Below are 20,214 nucleotides of genomic sequence, written 5' to 3'. Positions count from 1 at the left end.
CGTCCCGTCCTCCTGTTTACCCGTCGTCCCCGTCACTCAGGGTTGTCCGCGAGCGACCTCGCCGCCCGGGCGCTGTGGGCGAGCGCGGTGCGGGCGTACGCGGGCGACGCACCCGCGAGACCGCACGTCGGGGTGATCACGACGGACTCGGCGAGAGTCCCCGGATTCAGCCCCAGCCTGCTCCACAGCGTCCTGACCCCCATGACGCTACCGCCCGGGTCTGACAATCCCTCCGAAGCCGCGTCCGTGGAGGGCACCACGCCGAGGAAGAGCTGGGTGCCGCCCTCGACGGCTTCCCCGATCGCCTCCTCCTCACGCTCGGTGAGCAAGGAGAAGTCGAAGGAGATGCCGTCGGCCCCGGCCCGGCGCAGCAGTGCGAACGGCACCTCGGGGGCGCAGGAGTGGACGAGCGTCGTGCCGTCCTCGCCCGCCGCGGCGAGGACGTCGCGCAGGGTCGCCTCGACGACCTGGCGGTCGACGGCGCGGTAGGTGCGGTAGCCGCTGGCGGAGCGGACCCGGCCCAGCAGGACGGCGGTCAGGGAGGGTTCGTCGAGTTGGAGGACGACCTGCGCCCCGGGCATGCGGCGGCGGACCTCCGCGAGGTGGGCGCGGAGCCCCTCGGCCAGCGACCCGGCCAGGTCACGGCAGGCGCCGGGGTCGGCCAGCATGGCTTCGCCGCCGCGCAGCTCCAGTGCTCCGGCCAGGGTCCAGGGGCCGACGGCCTGGACCTTGAGCAGGCCCTCGTACCCCTGGGTGAACTCCTCCAGGGCGTCGAGGTCCTCCCCCAGCCAGGAGCGGGCGCGGCGGGTGTCGCGGCCGGGCCGGTCGCTGATCCGCCAGCCGCTCGGCTCGACGTGTCCGTACATCTCGACGAGCATGCCGATGGTCCGGCCGATCATGTCGGCGCCCGGCCCGCGCGCGGGCAGTTCCGCCAGGTACGGCATGCCCTGCCCGTCGGCGAAGGAACCGGTGACGGTCTTCGCCGCCTCCCTCGCGTCTCCCCCGGGCATCGACCCGATGCCGGTCGCCGGGCACCCGCTGAACTCGCTTTTCTCGCTCACGCGGGAAGCCTACGGTCCCGGGCGGGAGACCTGCTCCCCGGGACGTCGGCGGCTCTCCAGGACGTCAGCGGTCCCCCGGGACGTCAGCGGCCGGGGCGGACGGTGAGGTCGTTGACCTCGGCGTCGCGCGGCAGGTCGATCGCCATCAGGATCGTGGTGGCCACCGACTCGGGGTCGATCCAGCGGGCCGCGTCGTACTCCTTGCCCTCCTGCTGGTGCACCTTGACCTGCATGGGGCTGGCGGTGCGGCCCGGGTAGACGGTGGTGACGCGCACCCCGTTGCCGTGCTCCTCGTGGCGCAGGGAGTCGGCGAGCGCCTTGAGGCCGTGCTTGCTCGCGGCGTACGCGCTCCACCCGGCGTGGGCGGCGAGCCCCGCCCCGGAGTTCACGAACAGGACCTGGCCCTGGGAGACGCGGAGCTGCGGGAGCAGGAGGCGGGTGATCTCGGCGGGGGCGATGAGGTTGGCGTTGAGCTGGAAGTGCCAGGCCTTGGGGGTGAGCTCGCCGACTTCGCCGAGCTCGACGACGCCCGCGATGTGCAGCAGGGTGTCGATCCGCTCGGGCATGGGCTGCTGGCCGAACGCCCAGGACAGCCGGTCGGGGTTGCCGAGGTCGCCGACGAGGGTGCGCGCGCCCGGGTAGCGGTCGGCGAACTCCTTGGCGCGGCCGGCGTCGCGGGCGAGCAGGACGACGTCGTCGCCGCGCTCCTGGAGACGGCGGGCGACAGCGGCCCCGATGCCGGAACCGGCGCCGGTGATGAGGTGGGTAGACATGGGCCGATCCTAGGACCGCTCCTCCCTACTGGTGACCGGCACACTCCTCACTGGTGACCTGCGGAGTCCTCACTGATGGCCTGCGGACTCCTCCAGGTAGGCGAGCGCGCCGACGCCGTCCTTGGCGAAGAAGACCAGGTCGGTCAGGGGCATGGGCAGGAAGCCCTCGTCCTCCATGCGCTGGAACTGCTGGCGCAGTCCGTCGTAGAAGCCCGCCGTGTTCAGCAGGACGACCGGCTTGGTGTGCTTGCCGTGCTTCTTCAGCTCCAGGATCTCGGTGGCCTCGTCGAGCGTCCCGGTCCCACCGACCATGATCACGACGGCGTCGGCCTTCGCCAGGAGGAGCGCCTTGCGCTCCGCGAGGTCACGGGCGATCACCATCTCGTCGGCGTTCGTGCGGGCCTTCGCGGCGAGGAAGTCGACCGACACGCCCACGAGCCGCCCGCCCGCCGCCTGCACGCCGTCCGCGACGACCTTCATCAGCCCGCTCTCCGATCCGCCCCAGACGAGGGTGTGCCCGCCCCTGCCGAGCAGCTCGGCGAACTCCCGGGCGGGCACGGTGTAGCGGTCGTCGAGGTCGGCGGCGGAGAGGAAGACGCAGATGTTCATGGGGCAACCGTACGACCTGCCTCGGACACCTCCTCGGCCACCCGATGCGGGGAAGGTTCGGCGTACGGGGAAGAACACGGGGCCGTACACCGCTGCAACAGGCATGACTGCCACACGAGGACACCGCATCACCGTCGAGCAGGGCACCGAGCACGTCCGGGCGGTGCACGACGGACAGGTGCTGGCCGAGAGCCGCCGCCCGCTCGTGCTCCGCGAGACCGGCTGCCCGGTCCGCTACTACCTGCCGCCCGAGGACGTCCGCACCGACCTGCTCTCCCCGTCGGACACCTCCACCCACTGCCCGTTCAAGGGGGACGCCTCCTACTGGTCCCGCCCCGGGGCCGACGATCTCGTCTGGGCCTACCCGGACCCGAAGCCCGAAGTCGCCGCCGTCAAGGACCACTTCTGCTTCTACGCCACGGAGACGGTAGCCGACTGACCCTCACTACGGGCTCCGTGAAGTTTTCTCCGCCGGAACGATGAGTTTCCCCGGCCGCCCCGGTCTGCACTCCCATGGACAGGATTCTCTCCGCCGACGGCACTCCGATCGCCTACCGACGCCAGGGCGACGGCCCGCCGCTGGTGCTGGTCGGCGGGGCGTTGAGCGCCTCGGCGGCCGACGCCCCGCTGGCCGCCCTGCTCGCTCCGCGCTTCACGGTGCTCACCTACGACCGCCGGGGCCGGGGCGCCAGCGGTGACGCCGGGCGCTGCACCGTGGCGCGGGAGGTCGAGGATCTGGCCGCCGTCATGGGGGTCGCCGGGGCGGGCGCGTCGGTCTTCGGGATGTCATCGGGCGGGGCGCTGGCCCTGGAGGCGGTCGCCGCCGGCCTGCCGGTGGAGCTGCTCGCCGTGTACGAGCCGCCCTATACGCCGGGCGCGTCGGGGCTGTCGTTCAAGGCCCGCTGCACGACCCGGCTGCACCGGCTGCTGGCGGCCGGGGACCGGGGCGGGGCGGTGGAGCTGTTCCTGTCGACGACGGGTGTCGCGGAGGAGACGGCCGCCCGGATGCGGCGCACCCCGATGTGGGCGGAGCTGGAGGCGATGGCCCACACACTGGCGTACGACGACGCCTTGCTGGGCGACGGGGCGGTCCCGGCCGAGAGGTTCGCGGCCGTCGCCGCCCGGACGCTGGTGATCTGCGGCGGCTTCAGCAGCCCCCCGGCGCGCGCGGCGACCCGGACCCTGGCCGACGCCCTGCCGCGCGGCCGGCACCGCACGCTGACGGGCCAGATGCGCGAGGTGGCGCCCCAGGTGCTCGCGCCGGTGCTGGCGGAGTTCTTCGCCAGGGACGTGTACGCGTACCGGCAGGCGTCGTGAGCCGTCTCGCGCTCCGGCCGCCGCGGGGCTGCCCTCCGCCGGTCCGGCCCAGGCCCTGTCGTCGAACTCCCGTCGTCGCCCGGAGGGCGGCCCTGGGGGGTCAGGTGCGTGCTCTCGGCGTGCCGGGCTCACGTCCTCGTACTGGACGTACTCGGGCGTGGGCCCGGTGCGGCGAGAGTGCGTGCATGGCGCCGCGGGGCAGACGGGAGTTCGACGACAGGGCCTAAGGGCCCCGGCCTCAGCCGCCCGTCGCCACCCGCTCGCGACGGGACGTCGTGGCGATGGTGGCCGAGCCGACCACGCGCGTGCCGTCGTACAGGACGACCGCCTGGCCGGGGGCCACGCCCCGGACCGGCTCGGTGAAGGTGACGTTCAGCTCGGAGCCGCCGACCAGCTCGGCCGTGACCTCGGTCTCGCCGCCGTGGGCGCGGAGCTGGGCGGTGTACGTGCCGGGGCCGGACGGGGGCGTTCCGCACCAGCGGGGCTTGATGGCGGTCAGCGAGGTCACGTCGAGGGCCTCGACGGGTCCGACGGTGACGGTGTTGTTCACCGGGGAGATGTCGAGGACGTAGCGCGGCTTGCCGTCGGGGGCCGGGTGGCCGATCTTCAGGCCCTTGCGCTGGCCGATGGTGAAGCCGAAAGCGCCCTCGTGGGTGCCCAGCTTCGTGCCGGACTCATCCAGGATGTCGCCCTCGGCCGGGCCGCCGAGGCGGTCCGCCAGGAAGCCCTGGGTGTCGCCGTCGGCGATGAAGCAGATGTCGTGGCTGTCGGGCTTCTTGGCGACGGCCAGGCCCCGGCGCTCGGCCTCGGCGCGGATCTCGTCCTTGGTGGTGAGGGTGTCGCCGAGAGGGAACATGGCGTGGGCGAGCTGCTTCTCGTCCAGGACGCCGAGCACATAGCTCTGGTCCTTGGCCATGTCGGAGGCGCGGTGCAGCTCGCGGCCGCCGTCCTCGGTGAGTACGACGGTGGCGTAGTGGCCGGTGCACACGGCGTCGAAGCCGAGGGCGAGGGCCTTGTCGAGCAGCGCGGCGAACTTGATCTTCTCGTTGCAGCGCAGGCAGGGGTTGGGGGTGCGCCCGGCCTCGTACTCCGCGACGAAGTCCTCGACGACGTCCTCGCGGAAGCGTTCCGCCAGGTCCCAGACGTAGAACGGGATACCGATGACGTCGGCCGCGCGGCGGGCGTCCCGGGAGTCCTCGATGGTGCAACACCCGCGCGCCCCGGTCCGGAAGGACTGGGGATTCGCGGACAGGGCGAGGTGGACACCGGTCACGTCGTGGCCCGCCTCGACGGCGCGGGCCGCGGCGACGGCGGAGTCCACGCCGCCCGACATGGCGGCGAGGACACGCAGGGGGCGCTGGGAAGTCTGAGTCATAGCTCCTCCAGGGTACGGGTCGCCGGGAACCGAACGCTCGCGGATATGCGTTGACGCTCACATGGGGAACAACGGAAGCACCCGGGGTGCGCGAAAGCCTTCGGGAAAGTCTTCGCGCTCGTCTTCGCGGAGGAAGCCGGCGAACGGCGTCAGCCGGCGCGCGCTGCTGATCGGCGGCGGTGCGGTGGCGGCCGCCGGCACGGCCGCCGTGCTCGCGCGCGACGAGGTCAAGCGCCTGTGGTGGCAGGTGCCCGGGGTCGGGAAGCCCCGGAAGCCGGGCGAGCTGGACTACGCGGGGGCGACCTGGGTCGCCGCCTCCGAGGCGAACTGGCGGCGCGCGGACCGACCGGACGACTTCACGATCGACCGCGTGATCATCCACGTCACCCAGGGCAGCTTCGCCAGTGCGGTGCGGGTGTTCCAGGACCCCGCCCACCAGGCCGCGACGCACTACATCGTGGGGCAGGACGGGCGGGTGGTGCAGATGATCCGCGAGCTCGACGTGGCGTACCAGGCGGGCAACCGCGCGTACAACGAGCGGGGCGTCGGCATCGAGCACGAGGGGTTCGTGGACCGGCCGAAGGACCTCACGAAGGCGATGTACGAGTCCTCGGCGCGGCTCACGGCGTCGATCTGCGCGCGGCACGACATACCCGTCGACCGGGAGCACATCATCGGGCACGTGGAGGTGCCGGGCACCGACCACACGGACCCGGGCCCGCACTGGGACTGGGACCGGTATCTGGAGCTGGTGCGCCGGGCCGCGACGGCGCCGCCCAGCCCCTCCCCCACGCCGTCGGCGAAGGCCTAGCGGCGCCTGACGGCTCCCGGGCGTCCGTCTGAGCCCTCCCTCAGCTGAGCCCGGCCGTCCTCGCCCGCTCCACCGCCGGGCCGATCGCCTCGGCCAGCGCCTTCACGTCGTCCTCGGTCGAGGTGTGGCCGAGCGAGAAGCGCAGGGTGCCCCGGGCCAGCTCCGGATCGGTGCCGGTGGCGAGCAGGACGTGGCTGGGCTGGGCGATCCCGGCGGTGCAGGCGGAGCCGGTGGAGCATTCGATGCCCTGGGCGTCCAGCAGCAGGAGGAGGGAGTCGCCCTCGCAGCCCGGGAAGCTGAAGTGGGCGTTGGCCGGGAGGCGTCCGGCCGGATCCGGGTCGCCGCCGAGCACGGCGTCCGGCACGGCCCGGCGCACGGCGGCCACGAGGTCGTCGCGCAGGGAGCCCACGCGGCGGGCGAACTGCTCGCGCCGCTCGGCCGCCAGCCGTCCGGCGACCGCGAAGGAGGCGACGGCGGGCACGTCCAGGGTGCCGGAGCGCACGTGCCGCTCCTGGCCGCCGCCGTGCAGGACGGGTACGGGGGTGTGGTCGCGGCCCAGCAGCAGTGCGCCGATGCCGAACGGGCCGCCGATCTTGTGCCCGCTGACCGTCATCGCGGCCAGTCCGGAGCGGGCGAAGTCGACCTCCAGCTGGCCGAAGGCCTGGACCGCGTCGGCATGCATGGGGATGGAGAACTCGTCCGCCACCGCGGCCAGTTCCCGGATCGGCATGATGGTGCCGATCTCGTTGTTGGCCCACATCACGGTGATCATCGCGACGTCGTCGGGGTCGCGGAGGATCGCCTCGCGCAGGTCTTCGGGGTGGACCCGGCCGTGGCGGTCGACCGGGAGGTAGTCGACGGTCGCGCCCTCGTGCCGCGCGAGCCAGTCGACGGCGTCCAGGACGGCGTGGTGTTCGACGGGGCCGGCGAGGACCCGGGTGCGGCGGGGGTCGGCGGCGCGCCGGGACCAGTAGAGGCCCTTCACCGCGAGGTTGTCGGCCTCCGTCCCCCCGGAGGTGAGGACCACCTCGCTGGGGCGTGCCCCGAGGGCGTCCGCGAGGGCCTCTCTGGACTCCTCGACGGTACGGCGGGCCCGGCGTCCGGCGGCGTGCAGTGAGGACGCGTTGCCGGTGGCGGAGAGCTGGGCGGTCATCGCCTCGATCGCTTCGGGAAGCATCGGGGTGGTCGCTGCGTGGTCGAGGTAAGCCATGGTGGAGCCGATTCTACGAGCCCGGGGTGGGGCGCATGCCGGGCGCGTCACGGACAGGCCCCCGCGCACGCCCGCGGACGGCCGGCCCTGGGGGCGGTGGACCGGCCCGGGGGCCGGTCGGAAGCCCCGCCCGGAGCCCGGTCCGGTACGGGGAGGGCGGCTCACGGGGCCGCGTCGGGGTCGTGCGTCAGCCGCCGAGACTCCAGGAGAGCGTGCCGTTGACGGTGACCAGGACGGCGAGCACGGCGAGATCGGCGATGCCCAGGGCGAGTCCCAGGCGGGCGCGTCCCGGGCGGCGGGTGCGGCGGGCCAGCGCCAGCAAGGCCATCACGATCGCGGTGGGCCCGAGCAGGACGTTGAAGACCAGCAGCCCGACGAGGCCGAGGACGAACGAGGCGACGGCCAGACCGTCCGCCTCCCGGCCCATGGTCCGGGGGGCGACGGCGACGCCCGTACCCGCGACGGGGGTGGGAGCGGGATCGGAAGCGACGCCGAACTCGGCACCGGTATCGGTCGTGGCGCCGGTATCGGCCCGGGAATCGGCATCGGCCGCGCGGCGGGCGACGTCGGTGGGGGTCATGGTGCGAGCTCCTTCGGATCGGTCCGGGACACGGCAGGCTCGGCGAGTGCGGGTGCGGGCGCGGGTGCGGGTTCTGGGTACGGCGGTCGGGTCAGCGGGTGCGGCGCGACGCGCGCTCGCGTACGGCGAAGATCAGCAGCCAGCAGCCGATCACGGTCGCGGCGGCCAGGGTAAGTGGCAGTGGGATATGGGCGACCGCCCCGAGGACGATGCCCAGCAGAAGCAGCGCGACGACGAGGAAGAGCACGGCGGAACCTCTCTGTGCGACGACGAATACCGTTCGGCAGTTGCCGGGAAACCATTCGGAGTACGAGTGTTCACTGACTCATCAGTCTAAACACCTCGCCCCTTCCTCGCCCCGGAGAACGGTTGTTTACTGAATGGCATGAGTCACACCCCCGCCGGAGTCCGCCAGGCCCAGAAGCTCAGGACGCGCCAGTCCCTCCTGGACGCGGCGCTCGTCCTGCTGGAGCACCAGAGCCTGAGCAGCCTGGGACTGCGGGAGGTCACCCGGGCCGCCGGGGTCACCCCGACGGCCTTCTACCGGCACTTCGAGGACACCGCCGCGCTCGGCGTCGCCCTGGTCGAGGAGACCCTGGGCAGCCTGCACGGGCTGATCGGCGCGGTGCTCGCGGAGACGGGTGACAGCGAGGAACGGCTGGACCGCAGCGTGGAGGTGATAACACGTCATGTCGGCGCGCAGCCGGCGCACTTCCGGTTCATCGCCCGCGAGCAGCACGGCGGCGTGGGACCGGTGCGCGTGGCCATCGCCGCCCAACTGCTGCGGTTCGCGGAGGAGGTGGCGCTCGCGCTGCGCGAGGAGCCGGGGTCGGCCGGGTGGGACACGGAGGACCTGCTGATGCTGGGCGGCCTCTATGTGGACCACATGGTGATCACCGCGTCGGCCCTGCTGGAGGCGGGCCCGGCGGGTGAGCGGGAGGTCGTCCGGGTGGCCCGGCGTCGGCTGCGGCTGGTCTCGATCGGCCGCGAGCACTGGCTGGACCGGAGACAGCCGCTCGACCCTCCCGCAACAGCTTGACCCTCTCGTAACAGGAGGCCCTACGGTCCCCGGGTATGAAGATCGTCGTTCATGACACCGCCTCCGCCCACCTCGACCTCCTGCGCCGCCCCGTGGCCCAACGGCCGGACGCCCTGCGCGAGATGCTCGCCCCGTTGCAGGAGGTGATGGACCGGGTGGGGGTCGGAGACCTCGTCGAGAGGCACCGCGCGGGCAGCGGGTTCCGTCTCGACCGGGACGACTCCCGCCACCTGGAGGCCCTGGAGCGGATGCGGGAGGCCCGGGTGTGGCAGCGGATCGAGGATTCCCTCACCGCCGCGCGGGAACGGCTGGGCGCGGCGGCGCCCGGTGCGCGGACCGCCGGCACCGTGCACGTGGTTCTGGTGCTCGGCGACCCGGACGACCCGATGATGCGCCTCAACCAGGGCTACTTCGGTCTCGGCGGCATTCCGGGCGCGATCCTGCTGATGATGTGGCCCACCGCGACCGGGCTCGCCAAGATCGAGCACGCCGCCGCCCACGAGCTGCACCACAACGTCCGCTACGCCAACGTGGACTGGGACCCGATGGCGGTCACCGTCGGCGAGCAGGTCGTGGCCGAGGGGCTGGCCGAGGCCTTCGTACGGGAGCTGGCGGGCGAGGATGCCATGGGCCCCTGGGCGACCTCGTTGTCCGGCGCGGAGCTGGACGACGCCTGCGCCAAGGTGGCGGCCGGGATCGACGTCGCGGGCATGCGGAATCTGTCCCCGTACGTGTTCGGCGACCGCACCGCCCTCCTCCTGGGGCAGGAGCCGGTCGGGCTGCCGGACTTCGCCGGCTACGCGGCCGGGCTGCGCTTCGCCGACGCCCACTTCGCGGCCTCCGGGCTGACCGCCGCCGCGAGCGTCGCCCTGCCCGCGCGCGAGGTTCTCGGACACGCGGGCGTGCCGACCACCGCGTGACCCGGAACCGTGGACCTCCGCCTCGGATTCCGGGTTCCGGGAGACTGGACCGATGAGGAGCGAGGACCGGGGCCCCGAGGAACCGCCCGCCGACGGCCTGACCGTCGGCCGGACGGCCGGGCTCGTCGGGGTCAGTGTGAAGACGCTGCACCATTGGGACGCGATCGGTTTGGTGCGGCCGGGCGGGCGTACGGGGGCCGGGTACCGGGTGTACGGGGACGATGACGTCGCCCGGCTCCACCGGGTCCTCGTCTACCGGGAGATCGGCATCCCTCTCGCCGCGATCGGGCGCCTCCTGGACGACCCGGAGGTCGACGCGCGCGAGCATCTGCGGCGGCAGCGGGGGCAGCTCGCGGAGCGGATCTCCCGGCTGGAGCGGATGGTGGGCGCGGTGGACCGCATGTTGCTGGAGTCGAAGCCGGGGATCCGGCTGACGCCCGAGGAACAGGTGGAGATCTTCGGGGCGGACTGGGAGCCCGCCCGGACCGAGGAGGCCGAGGAGCGCTGGGGCGGCACGGAGCAGTGGGCGCAGTACGCGGAGCGGGCGGCCCGGATGAGCCGCGAGGACTGGAGGGGCGTGGCGGCGTCCGTCGAGGCCCTGAACGCCGACCTCGCCACCGCGTACCGTACGGGCGTCGCTCCCGGGTCACAGGACGCGCACGCCCTCGCGGAGCGGCACCGCGCGCAGATCTCGACGTACTTCGACTGCACGTACGCCATGCAGGTCTGCATCGGCCGGACGTATGCCACCGACCCCGGCTACGTCGCGCACTACGACGCGATCGCTCCGGGGCTCGGCGGCTGGCTGTGCGAGGTGATCGCCGCGAACGCCGGAGCCCACGACGTCGATCCGGAGTCCGCGGTCTGGGAGTGAAGGGTCCTCAGGCCGTGCGCGGGGCCTTGGCCAGCTGGCGGGACTGGGCGACGAGGCGGTCGGCGCTGTCCCAGACCTCCGCGTCCTCCTCCAGGAAGCCGCCCGCGAGGTTGCGGGTGGTGATGGAGACGCGCAGCGGGCCCGGGGCGGGGCGGCAGCGGATGTGGGCGGTCAACTCGACGGTGGGCGTCCAGCCGGCCAGGCCCAGCTCGAACGAGGTCGGCGGCAGGGCGTCCACGGTCAGCAGCAGCGACAGCGGATCCGGGTCGCGGCCGTCGGCCAGGCCGAACCAGCCGCGCATCTCGCCCTTGCCGGACGGGGCTCCGACGGCCCAGCCGACGGTCGCCGGGTCGAGCTTGATGTCCAGGCGGTCGGTGATGGCGGAGCTGCCGGGAATCCTGGGCGCGCCGTCGCTCGGGCCGAGGCAGTGGTCCCGGTCGGGCATGGCCGGCGGCAGGGCCGTCGTGCGGACGTCGTCGGGGAGCGCGTCCAGGTCGCCGTAGGTGGCCAGGACCCGGATGCGCTCGACCTCGCTGCCGTCCTCGGCGTACTGGAAGAGGGAGGCCTGGCCCGTGGAGAGGGTGCGGCCGGTGCGGACGACCTGGGTGCGGATCACGGCCGGGCCGGGAGCGGAGGCGGTGAGGTAGTGCGCCGAGACGGAGAACGGGTCGGAGTGCGGCAGCGCCTCGCCCAGGGCCCGGCCGAGCAGGGCCAGCAGATAGCCGCCGTTGACGGCGTGGATGATGGTCCAGCCCGCGGAGAGCTCGGCGTCGTAGACCCCGTCCTCGCGCGGGGTGACCGCGGTGTCCCGGTCGAACTCGCTGTCGCCGATGGTTGCCCGTGTGGTCTGCGCCGCCTCAGTCGCTGCCTGTGCCATGGCATGCACGGTACATGGACCTCACTACTGAGCGGTAGCTTTTTGCGGCTCGAATCACCGCCGCCGGATCACCGCCGCCGGATCACCGCGCGAAGGTCTCTAGGTGGCCGCCGATCCCTCCTCGGCGCGTGCGGAGGAGCGGTTGTACGCGCGGGGCGCCCGCCAGTGGAAGCGCAGCGCCAGCAGCCGCAGGGCGAACGCGGCGATCACCGCCATCCCGCTGGTCAGGGCGTTGAGGGTGTCGAATTGAATGCACAGGACGACCATGGTCGCGCCGACGATCGCGGGCACCGCGTACAGGTCGCGGTCCCAGCGCAGCAGGGACGGCACCTCGTTGGCCAGCACGTCGCGCAGCACACCGCCGCCGACCGCGGTGGCCAGGCCCAGCGCCGCCGAGGCGGTGAGCCCGAGGCCGTACTCGTACGCCTTCACCGTGCCGGTCACGCAGAACAGGCCGAGCCCCGCCGCGTCGAAGACGTTGACGCCGACCTGGATGCGCTCCACGTGCGGGTGGAGGAAGAAGACCAGGACGGCGGCGAACAGCGGGGTGGTGAAGTAGCCGAGGTCGGTGAAGGCGGCGGGTGGGATCGCGCCGATCATCACGTCACGGAACAGCCCTCCGCCCAGCGCTGTCACCTCGGCGAGAACCGCGATGCCGAAGACGTCGAAGTTCTTGCGGACGGCGAGCAGGGCGCCCGAGATCGCGAAGACGAAGATCCCGACGAGGTCGAGCGCATGCTGGACGGAGGGCGTGAACAGTTCGGTGAGCACCGGGCAATTGTGCCGGTGTCGGACGCTCCCTAGGCCTTCGGGCCGCCCTCCGTACGTTCCGTGGCGTCCGCGGCCTTCTCGGTGGCGCCCGCGGCCTTCTCCGTGGGATCCGCGTCGGCCTGGGCCGGTACGGTCACGGGCTCCTTCACGGGGGCCTCGTTCCCGGCCTCGCCCTCCGCGGTCTCCACCGCCTCGGCCGCCACCGTCTCCGTGCCGGTGACCGCCTCGATGCCGGTGGCCAGGGTCTGCTTCACCGTCCCGGCCTCGATCTCGGCCGTGAAGTGGCAGGCCACCTTGTGCCCGTCGCCGGTGTCCAGCAGCGGCGGGCGCTCCGTGGCGCACTTGGTCTCCTGCACCCACGGGCAGCGGGTGTGGAACCGGCAGCCGGTCGGCGGGTTCGCCGGGGAGGGCAGGTCGCCGTGGAGGAGGATCCGCTCGCGACGGTCCTCGACCTCGGGGTCGGGCACCGGGACCGCCGACATCAGCGCCTTGGTGTACGGGTGCCGGGGCCCCGCGTACAGCGCGTCGCTCGGGGCCTCCTCGACGAGCCCGCCGAGGTACATCACCCCGATGACGTCCGAGATGTGCCGGACCACGGCGAGGTCGTGCGCGATGACCAGGTAGGTCAGGCCGAGGGACTGCTGGAGCTCCTCCAGCAGGTTGATCACCTGCGCCTGGACCGAGACGTCCAGCGCGGACACCGGCTCGTCGCAGATGATCACGTCCGGCTCCAGCACCAGCGCGCGGGCGATGCCGATGCGCTGGCGCTGGCCGCCGGAGAACTCGTGCGGGTAGCGGGACATCGCGTTGGACGGCAGGCCGACCTTGGCGAGGATGGACTCGATCTTCTTCCGGCGCTCCGCCGCGTCCTTCCCGATGCCGTGGGCGGCCATGCCCTCGGCGAGGATGGACTCGATGTTCTGCCGGGGGTTGAGGCTTCCCAGCGGGTCCTGGAAGACCATCTGGAGGCGGCGGCGGAAGGCCCGCATCTCCTCGGAGGGCAGCTTCGCCAGGTCGGTGCCGTCGAAGACGACCGCGCCCTCGGTGATGTCGTTCAGCCGCAGGACCGCACGGCCGAGCGTCGTCTTGCCGCAGCCCGACTCGCCGACCAGCCCGTACGTCTGACCGGCCTCGACGCTCAGCGAGACGCCGTCGACCGCGTAGACGTGGCCCACCGTACGGTCGAAGAGGAGGCCCTTCTTGACCGGGAAGTGGACTTTCACGCCGTCCAGTTCGAGAAGGCTCATGCCGGGACCTCCGCCTTGGGCAGGACCGGGTTGACGCAGCGCACCTGGTGTCCGGCCGTGCGTGGTTCGGTCAGTTCGGGAGTGCCGGTGAGGCACTCCATCGTGTAGTGGTCGCACCGGGGTGCGAACGCGCAGCCGTCGGCCCAGGCGATCTTGTCGTTGATGGACCCGCGGATCGGGTGCAACGGCTCGCCGCGCGGCGCGTCCAGCCGCGGGATGGAGCCGAGCAGCCCGTGCGCGTACGGGTGGGTGGGGTGGGCGAACAGCTCGCGGCGGCCCGCCGATTCCACCGCCCGTCCCGCGTACAGGACGTTGACCTCGTCGCAGAGGCCGGCGACGACGCCGAGGTCGTGCGTGATCATCAGGAGGGCGGTGCCCTCCTGGTCGACCAGCTCCTTCAGGAGCTCCAGGATCTGCGCCTGGATGGTCACGTCGAGTGCCGTCGTCGGCTCGTCGGCGATCAGCAGACGGGGCGCGCAGGCGACCGCCATGGCGATCAGCGCCCGCTGGCGCATACCGCCGGAGAGCTGGTGCGGGTACTCCTTGAGCCGCCGGTCCGGGTCGGGGATGCCGACCCGGTCGAGCAGGGACGCGGCTTCCTTGCGCGCCTTCTCGCCCTTCAGCCCGCGGTGGCGCTGGAGGATCTCGGTGACCTGGATCCCGATGGGGACGACCGGGTTCAGCGAGGAGAGCGGATCCTGGAAGATCATCGCCAGCTGGCTGCCGCGCAGGTCGCGGAGCTTGCGCTCGTTCATGGTCAGCAGGTTCTGGCCGTCGAACTCGGCACGGCCGCCGACGCGCACGCCCTTGCGGGGCAGCAGCCCCATCAGGGCGAGCGAGGTGACGGACTTGCCGCAGCCCGACTCGCCGACCAGGCCCACGACCTGGCCCTGGTCGACCTCGAAGGAGACACCGTCCACGGCCGTGGCGTCCTTGCGGCCGCGGGCGGTGAAGGTGACGCTGAGTTCCTCAACGGAGAGCAGTGACATGGGACTTCAGCCTCGCAACTTCGGGTCGAGGGCTTCGCGCATGGCCTCGCCGAGCAGGGTGAAGCCGAGGGCGGTGATGATGATCCCGACAGCCGGGTAGGCGGCCATCATCGGCTCGTTGTCGAAGAAGCGCTGCGCCTGCGAGAGCATCACGCCCCACTCGGGAACGGCCGGGTCGGGGTTGCCGAGGCCCAGGTAGGAGAGGGCCGCGGCCTCGATGATCGCGGTGGCCAGGCTCAGCGTGGCCTGGACGATCACCGGGCTCAGCGAGTTCGGCAGGATCTGCGTGAGCACGATCCGCTTGCGCCGGATGCCGACCGCCTTCGCGGCGAGCACATAGTCCGCACCGCCCTGGACCAGCATCGAACCGCGCAGCAGACGGGCGAAGATGGGGATCTGGACGACACCCACGGCGATCATCACGGTGGTCAGCGACTGGCCGAGGACGGCGGCGATGGAGACCGCGAGCAGCAGCGAGGGCAGCGACAGCATGATGTCGGTGAAACGCATGATCACGGTGTCGACGCGCTGGCCGACCTTGCCGCCGAGGGTGGCGGCGGCTCCGGAGAGCAGACCGACGAGCGCGCCGACGATCAGTCCGATGAGCATGGAGACGACACCGACGAGCAGCGTCTGCCGGGCCCCGACGAGCCAGCGGGAGAACATGTCGCGGCCCAGGTGGTCCAGGCCGAACCAGTTCTCGCCGCGCAGGCCGACGAACTTGCCCTGGTTGGGGAAGACCTCACTGCGCCAGTTCTGCGCGGTGGGCCCGTGCGGGGCCAGCATCGGTCCGACGATGGCGACGAGGACGAACGCGGCGATGATCGCCGCGCCGATGATCGCCATCTTGCTGGAGCGCATCCGGCGGAACGCCTCGCGCCACAGGCTGCTGCCGGTGACGGTCTCCGAGCTCTGCGTCAGCTCGGCGAGACGGTCGATCTTGTCTGCTTTGTTGGTCAGGATCGTCACGTCAGTGCACCCGCACTCTCGGGTCGATGATGCTGTACGCGAGGTCGACCAGCAGGTTGATCAGCACGTACACCATCGCGATGAAGAGAATGAACCCGACGAGGACCGGATAGTCGCGGCCGTCGATCGCGGTGCGGATGAAGGAGCCGATGCCGCCGAAGTCGAAGACGGACTCGGTGAGCACCGCACCGGAGAGCAGACTGCCGGTCAGCAGGCCGACCGCGGTGATCACGGGCAGCAGGGCGTTGCGCAGTACGTGGCGCCCGCGCACGGTCCTCTTGTCGAGGCCCTTGGACTCGGCGGTGCGGATGTAGTCCTCGCCGAGCACCTCCAGGACGCTGGCGCGGGTCATCCGGACGATGACGGCGAGCGGGATCGAGGCCAGGGCGACGGCGGGCAGGATCAAGTGCATGACCGCGTCCCAGCTGGCGTCGAGCTCTCCGGTCAACAAGCCGTCCAGGACGGCGAATCCGGTGATGTCGGTGGCGTCGAGTCCGGTGGTGAGCCGGCCCTGGCTCGGGAACCAGCCCAGCTCCACGGAGAAGATCCCGCGCAGCAGCATGGCGAGGAAGAACACCGGGATGCAGATGCCGAGCAGCGATCCGGAGACGGAGGCGACGTCCAGCCAGCCGCCGCGGTGCTTGGCCGCCAGGTAGCCCATCGGGATGCCCACGACCACGGCGATCAGGATCGCGGCGACGCTGAGCTCCACGGTGGCCGGGAAGCGCAGGGTGAATTCGTCCCACACCGGCTGGCCGGTCTGGGTGGAGGTTCCGAGGTCGAGCTCGAAGATGCGCTTGAGGAACCGCCAGTACTGGACGTGGACCGGCTCGTCGAGCCCGAGTGCCCTGTTGATCCTCGCTACTTCGGCTTCGGTGGCCCGCTCGCCCAGGATCGCTGAGGCGGGTCCGCCGGGCAGTCGGTTCAGCCAGAGGAACAGCAGGACCGACAGGCCGAGCAGGGTGGGAATGAGCTGGAGAAGTCTTCTGACGACGAGTCGCAGCACCCCGCATGCCCCTTTCTCACGTGCGTCGATGCGGGTCCGCCCGGCCACCTGGTTGCTGTGGCCGGGCGGACCCGCTGGTGTGCGATTACTTGAAGGAGACCTCGGCGAAGTTCTCCTGCGTCAGCGGGGAGACCTTCGGCGGGTTGACGTTCTTGGCGAACGCGATGGCCGGCGGCGACGACGAGATCGGCACGCCCGGGGCGTACTCCGCGATCGCCTCGTTGGCCTTCTGGTACGCGGCGGTGCGGGCGGCCGGGTCGGTGACCTCGGAAGCGGCGTTCACGGCGTCGAAGACCTTCTGGTCCTTGAAGCCCCACTGCTTGTCGGGCCCGGCGAACCAGGTGCCGATGAAGTTGTAGCCGTCGTTGAAGTCACCGGTCCAGCCGAGCATGTGGAGGGCGCAGGAGCCCGCCTCGGTGGCGTCCAGGTAGTCCGGGGCCCACTTCATGGCCTTCGGCTTGACGGTGATGCCGGCCTTCTCCAGGTCGGCCTTCATCAGCTCGAACATGTCCTGCGGGGCAGGCATGTACGGGCGGGTGACCTCGGTCGGGTAGCAGAAGTCGATGCTCAGCTTCTCCGCACCGGCCTGCTTGAGGAGGTCCTTCGCCTTGGCGGTGTCGAACGGGTACGTCTTCACCTTGTCCGAGTAGCCGGCGACCGTGTCGGGCATGAACTGGGTCGCGACCTTGCCGCCCTCGGGCAGCTGGGTGTTGACGAGGTTCTCGCGGTCGATGGCGTGCGTGATCGCCTGACGGACCTCGGGCTTCTTCAGCGCCGGGTTCGCCGACTGGCTCATGCCGAGGTAGAAGATGTTGAAGACGTCACGGGTCGGGACCTCGTAACCCTCCTTCTCCAGCGTCGTCACATCGGCCGGCGCGACCAGGTCGTAGCCGTCGATGTCACCCGCCTGGAGCGCCTGGCGGCGGGTCTCCTCGGTGGAGATGGTGCGGAAGACCAGGTTCTTCACCTTGGCCTTGTCGCCCCAGTAGCCGTCGAAGCGCGTGAGGGAGACTTCCTTGTTCCCCTTGTTCCACTTCGTGATCTTGTACGGGCCGGTGCCGGCGACCGTGCCGGCCTCCTGGCTGTACTTGGGGTACGTGATCGCGTCGCCCTTGGCGGTCGCGTCCTGCTTCTCGTACTCCTCGATGGCCTTCGGCGAGTGGATCGCCAGCGCCTGGAGGGAGAACCCGCCCGGCAGGTTCGCCGAGGGCTCGTTCACCTCGATGACGGCCGTGTTGTCGTCCTTGGCGGTGCAGGACTTGTAGTTGGGCTTGGGCGCCTCGGCGTCCTCGTTCTTCGCGAACCCGCCCATGATGGTCTGCCAGTAGTAGGAGACCGCGCTGGACTGGTACGTGCCCTTCCAGTTGAACCAGTGGTCGTAGTTCGCGCAGACCGCGGCCGCGTTGAGCGCCTCGCCGTCGTGGAACTTCACGCCCTGGCGCAGGTTGAACGTCCAGACCTTGCCGGCCGGGTCGCTCGACCACTTCTCGGCGAGGCCGCCGACGAGCTTGCTGCCACCGGGCTCGTGCTCCAGGAGCGCCTCGAAGGCCTGACGGGTGACGCGGAACGTCTCGCCGTCGCTCGCGAGGGCCGGGTCGAGGGAACCGGGGTCACCGGCTCCGGCGAAGACGAAGGTGTCCTTGTCGCCCCCCTTGGAGCCGCCCGCGTCCCGCTCGCTGGAACAGCCCGTGGCGATCAGAGCGACAGCGACCGCTGTCGTGACCGCCCGGACAGCCCGGGACTTGAATATTCGCATGGGTCCACCCCTGGTTCGCCATGTGGTGAGGTTTGATGGCCGCACACTACAGACGGTGCCTGCCGCAAGAGAACAGTCCGGATAGCGGTGAGACCTAGTCGAGACCCGGACAGTTACCAAACCGTCCAGTTCCGGGACATCCTCACGTGGGCGGTTAACAAGCCCGACATCGTGGGGTGTTCGACGGAGGGTGACGAGGAGCCCGCGAGCCCGACGTGTGCCGGACGACAGGCCCGGGTCCCGCTCGGAGCGGTCAGCGGGGCTGGGGCGGGTAGCCGTATCCGGGGGCGGCGAGGGGCGGCGGGCCGGCGGGGGCGTGGGCCTCGCGGTCGTAGAACGGGCGGGCGTTCGCGCGCAGCCACATGCCGACCGGGTCGTACTCGTCGGACAGGGCGACGGTGGAGACGGGCAGCCCCTCGGGGACCGCGCCGACCGACTGCCGCATCATCTCCCGCACCGATTCGACGGAGGCGCGGCCCGTGTCGTAGAGGTCGAGGCCGATCGCGAGATACGGGACGCCGACCGCGGGGTGCACCCAGGCACGGCGCAGGGAGCGGATCGCGGGGGTGCGGTGGGCGTTCTGGGTGAGCAGGGCGTAGAACTGGGGGAGTTCGATGGCGGGGTCGGAGAGCCGGAGCGGTCCGGCGGGCAGCCGGTCCAGGCCGGTGGCGATGCGGCGCAGGTCGAGCCAGGGAATGCCGACGCCGCCGCCGGGGGCGTGCGGATTGAGCCAGATGCCCCAGCGGTCGGGGAACAGGGCGCGGGCGATGTCGCGTCCGGTGACCAGCTCGTGGGCCCGGTTCCAGCCACTGGCGGAGAGCTCCTGGGCGGAGGTGACGCAGGGGGCGTAGCCCAGGCCGTCGATCTCCATGTTCCCGTACTGGGCGTCCGGCGAGCCGGCCGTGCCGTGCCAGAGCAGCATCCAGATCCGGCCCTCGGCGACCGCGGCGAGCAGCGCCTCGTAGGCGTCGTAACGCCCGGGGGTCACCTGGCGCAGCATGTGCTCGACCTTCCCGGCCGCCGCGGTGCCTGACGCACTCACCCTGGGTTCCGCCCCTCGTCGATCCGTCGCGTGCCGATCCGTCGCGTTCGCGCAGTCGCTCCCGGGCGCACGGGAGCGACCAGGCCATCAAACCAGCTTATGCGCCACTTCTGACACCGACTTGACGCCACGGTCCGGCGGCGCCGTCGCCCGGCCGCCTGCCGTGGTCGTCCCTGAACGTCGTACCGGTGGGTCAGTGGCCCTCGCGCCGGTAGAACGGGCGCACCTTCTCCCGCATCCAGTCGCCGACGAGGTCCTCCGCCACATCCAGCAGGACCAGGTTGACCGGCCAGGGCACCTGGACCCGGCCGAGCGCGCGGCCGATGGCGTCCATGGGCGCGCCCTGTCCCGCGCCGTCCCAGGTGGCGAACTCGACGCCGACGAAGAGGACCGGGTCGCCGCCCTCGATGCTGGCCAACGCCCGGCGTGCGGTGCTGACCACTCCGGCGGCCTCGAACTCCTCGGAGACCGCGGTGAGGAAGTCGACCGGGTCGTGCTGCCAGTCCGGCTCGAACAGCCGGACCCGGCCGCCGGTGGCGGGCCCGTCCAGGGCGGTGCGGCCGGCCCGGCAGAGCTCGGCGACGGCGGGCGGCGGAAGCGGTATGCCGACCGCGCCGCCCGGATTCACGGCGATGCCGACCTGGGGGGGCAGGCCCCGGGCGAAGTCGCGGGCGGGGGCGACGGTGAAGGACATGTGGCCGCCGACGCAGCTGAGGAACTGGGCCTCGGAGCTGAAGACGGGGACGAAGGCCGCGCCGTCGATCTCCATCATCGGCAGGTCGAGGTCCGCGCTGGCGGGGGTGCCACCGTTCGGCAGCGGCACCCAGACGGAGCTGCGGCCGAGCACTTCGACCAGGCGGCCGCCCGCGTCGGGGACGCCGAGCGAGGCCGTCAGCACCTCTTCGAGCTCGTTGGCGGGCCACCCCTGCTGGGGGTGTGCCGGTGCGGGTGCCGGAATGTCCACTGCCTCTGTGCCCTCTCTCCACCG

22 protein-coding genes are annotated in these 20,214 nt (G+C 71.8%); 6 read left to right on the top strand and 16 right to left on the bottom strand.

The genetic code is table 11. From position 1 onward, the window contains the following. Nucleotides 1–32: 32 nt before the first annotated feature. From AC3CH1_RS19930 to AC3CH1_RS19920, 3 genes are all read right to left on the bottom strand, one after another. Nucleotides 33–1,061, bottom strand: coding sequence for a methionine synthase (locus tag AC3CH1_RS19930; RefSeq protein ID WP_488464161.1), 1,029 nt, complete (start codon nucleotides 1,059–1,061; stop codon nucleotides 33–35). A gap of 83 nt (nucleotides 1,062–1,144) precedes the next feature. Next, nucleotides 1,145–1,834, bottom strand: coding sequence for an SDR family oxidoreductase (locus AC3CH1_RS19925; RefSeq protein WP_361870616.1), 690 nt, complete (start codon nucleotides 1,832–1,834; stop codon nucleotides 1,145–1,147). A 69-nt stretch (nucleotides 1,835–1,903) separates the two neighbouring features. Further along, a complete protein-coding gene (locus AC3CH1_RS19920; RefSeq protein ID WP_488464160.1) occupies nucleotides 1,904–2,443 on the bottom strand; it encodes an LOG family protein in 540 nt (179 codons plus the stop codon). 103 nt (nucleotides 2,444–2,546) lie between these two features. On the opposite strand from AC3CH1_RS19920, the gene AC3CH1_RS19915 reads away from it, so the two are divergent. Continuing rightward, nucleotides 2,547–2,882 (top strand): DUF427 domain-containing protein, encoded by a 336-nt coding sequence (locus AC3CH1_RS19915; protein ID WP_488464159.1) that lies wholly within the window; start codon nucleotides 2,547–2,549, stop codon nucleotides 2,880–2,882. Between the two features lie 74 nt (nucleotides 2,883–2,956). Next, nucleotides 2,957–3,760, top strand: a complete 804-nt coding sequence (locus AC3CH1_RS19910; protein WP_488464158.1) for an alpha/beta fold hydrolase — start codon at nucleotides 2,957–2,959, stop codon at nucleotides 3,758–3,760. A gap of 238 nt (nucleotides 3,761–3,998) precedes the next feature. On the opposite strand, the gene mnmA is transcribed toward AC3CH1_RS19910, so the two are convergent. After that, nucleotides 3,999–5,135: a tRNA 2-thiouridine(34) synthase MnmA gene (gene mnmA / locus AC3CH1_RS19905; protein WP_488464157.1), complete on the bottom strand. Its 1,137-nt coding sequence runs from the start codon at nucleotides 5,133–5,135 to the stop codon at nucleotides 3,999–4,001. A gap of 61 nt (nucleotides 5,136–5,196) precedes the next feature. Between mnmA and AC3CH1_RS19900 the strand changes: the two genes are divergently transcribed. Beyond that, nucleotides 5,197–5,946 carry an N-acetylmuramoyl-L-alanine amidase gene (locus AC3CH1_RS19900; RefSeq protein ID WP_488464156.1) on the top strand — a complete coding sequence of 250 codons (750 nt, stop codon included), beginning with the start codon at nucleotides 5,197–5,199 and terminating at the stop codon, nucleotides 5,944–5,946. A gap of 40 nt (nucleotides 5,947–5,986) precedes the next feature. Here AC3CH1_RS19900 and AC3CH1_RS19895 read toward each other — a convergent pair whose 3' ends face one another. The 3 genes from AC3CH1_RS19895 to AC3CH1_RS19885 form a co-directional block, all read right to left on the bottom strand. Continuing rightward, the gene (locus tag AC3CH1_RS19895) at nucleotides 5,987–7,156 is read right to left on the bottom strand and encodes a cysteine desulfurase family protein (protein WP_488464155.1); all 1,170 of its coding nucleotides are present in this window, start codon (nucleotides 7,154–7,156) and stop codon (nucleotides 5,987–5,989) included. Nucleotides 7,157–7,343: 187 nt separating this feature from the next. After that, nucleotides 7,344–7,736 (bottom strand): hypothetical protein, encoded by a 393-nt coding sequence (locus AC3CH1_RS19890; RefSeq protein ID WP_488464154.1) that lies wholly within the window; start codon nucleotides 7,734–7,736, stop codon nucleotides 7,344–7,346. A gap of 91 nt (nucleotides 7,737–7,827) precedes the next feature. Continuing rightward, nucleotides 7,828–7,983, bottom strand: coding sequence for a hypothetical protein (locus AC3CH1_RS19885; RefSeq protein ID WP_488464153.1), 156 nt, complete (start codon nucleotides 7,981–7,983; stop codon nucleotides 7,828–7,830). A gap of 138 nt (nucleotides 7,984–8,121) precedes the next feature. Here AC3CH1_RS19885 and AC3CH1_RS19880 point away from each other — a divergent pair, with 138 nt between their 5' ends. The 3 genes from AC3CH1_RS19880 to AC3CH1_RS19870 are packed head-to-tail and all read left to right on the top strand — an operon-like array spanning nucleotide 8,122 to nucleotide 10,569. Further along, nucleotides 8,122–8,775, top strand: coding sequence for a TetR family transcriptional regulator (locus AC3CH1_RS19880; protein WP_488464152.1), 654 nt, complete (start codon nucleotides 8,122–8,124; stop codon nucleotides 8,773–8,775). A 35-nt stretch (nucleotides 8,776–8,810) separates the two neighbouring features. Beyond that, a complete protein-coding gene (locus AC3CH1_RS19875) occupies nucleotides 8,811–9,695 on the top strand; it encodes a DUF2268 domain-containing putative Zn-dependent protease (protein WP_488464151.1) in 885 nt (294 codons plus the stop codon). A 52-nt stretch (nucleotides 9,696–9,747) separates the two neighbouring features. Continuing rightward, nucleotides 9,748–10,569, top strand: coding sequence for a MerR family transcriptional regulator (locus AC3CH1_RS19870; protein WP_488464150.1), 822 nt, complete (start codon nucleotides 9,748–9,750; stop codon nucleotides 10,567–10,569). Between the two features lie 7 nt (nucleotides 10,570–10,576). On the opposite strand, the gene AC3CH1_RS19865 is transcribed toward AC3CH1_RS19870, so the two are convergent. The 9 genes from AC3CH1_RS19865 to AC3CH1_RS19825 all read right to left on the bottom strand — a co-directional run bounded on the left by AC3CH1_RS19865 (nucleotide 10,577) and on the right by AC3CH1_RS19825 (nucleotide 20,190). Next, nucleotides 10,577–11,446: a thioesterase family protein gene (locus AC3CH1_RS19865; RefSeq protein ID WP_488464149.1), complete on the bottom strand. Its 870-nt coding sequence runs from the start codon at nucleotides 11,444–11,446 to the stop codon at nucleotides 10,577–10,579. A gap of 99 nt (nucleotides 11,447–11,545) precedes the next feature. Further along, on the bottom strand, nucleotides 11,546–12,217 hold the full coding sequence (locus tag AC3CH1_RS19860) for a trimeric intracellular cation channel family protein (RefSeq protein ID WP_488464148.1): 672 nt from the start codon (nucleotides 12,215–12,217) through the stop codon (nucleotides 11,546–11,548). A 29-nt stretch (nucleotides 12,218–12,246) separates the two neighbouring features. Next, entirely contained in the window at nucleotides 12,247–13,464 is a 1,218-nt protein-coding gene (locus tag AC3CH1_RS19855) for an ABC transporter ATP-binding protein (protein WP_488464147.1), read from the bottom strand. Next, complete coding sequence (locus tag AC3CH1_RS19850; RefSeq protein WP_050362362.1) at nucleotides 13,461–14,453, bottom strand: ABC transporter ATP-binding protein; 993 nt, start codon at nucleotides 14,451–14,453, stop codon at nucleotides 13,461–13,463. The genes AC3CH1_RS19855 and AC3CH1_RS19850 overlap by 4 nt, the downstream gene beginning before the upstream one ends. 6 nt (nucleotides 14,454–14,459) lie before the next feature. Further along, nucleotides 14,460–15,422 (bottom strand): ABC transporter permease, encoded by a 963-nt coding sequence (locus tag AC3CH1_RS19845; RefSeq protein ID WP_488464146.1) that lies wholly within the window; start codon nucleotides 15,420–15,422, stop codon nucleotides 14,460–14,462. 1 nt (nucleotide 15,423) lies between these two features. After that, nucleotides 15,424–16,428, bottom strand: coding sequence for an ABC transporter permease (locus AC3CH1_RS19840; protein ID WP_488464145.1), 1,005 nt, complete (start codon nucleotides 16,426–16,428; stop codon nucleotides 15,424–15,426). Nucleotides 16,429–16,513: 85 nt separating this feature from the next. Then, the gene (locus AC3CH1_RS19835; protein ID WP_488464144.1) at nucleotides 16,514–18,184 is read right to left on the bottom strand and encodes an ABC transporter substrate-binding protein; all 1,671 of its coding nucleotides are present in this window, start codon (nucleotides 18,182–18,184) and stop codon (nucleotides 16,514–16,516) included. Nucleotides 18,185–18,437: 253 nt separating this feature from the next. Continuing rightward, on the bottom strand, nucleotides 18,438–19,184 hold the full coding sequence (locus AC3CH1_RS19830) for an enhanced serine sensitivity protein SseB C-terminal domain-containing protein (protein ID WP_018959981.1): 747 nt from the start codon (nucleotides 19,182–19,184) through the stop codon (nucleotides 18,438–18,440). A 235-nt stretch (nucleotides 19,185–19,419) separates the two neighbouring features. Continuing rightward, nucleotides 19,420–20,190 carry an enhanced serine sensitivity protein SseB gene (locus tag AC3CH1_RS19825; protein WP_488464143.1) on the bottom strand — a complete coding sequence of 257 codons (771 nt, stop codon included), beginning with the start codon at nucleotides 20,188–20,190 and terminating at the stop codon, nucleotides 19,420–19,422. Nucleotides 20,191–20,214 lie beyond the last annotated feature (24 nt).

This window comes from Streptomyces sp. MGP-P1 (genome assembly GCF_057766565.1).
Note: the sequence above shows the minus strand (reverse complement) of the source record. Positions and strands in the feature narration are given on the sequence as shown.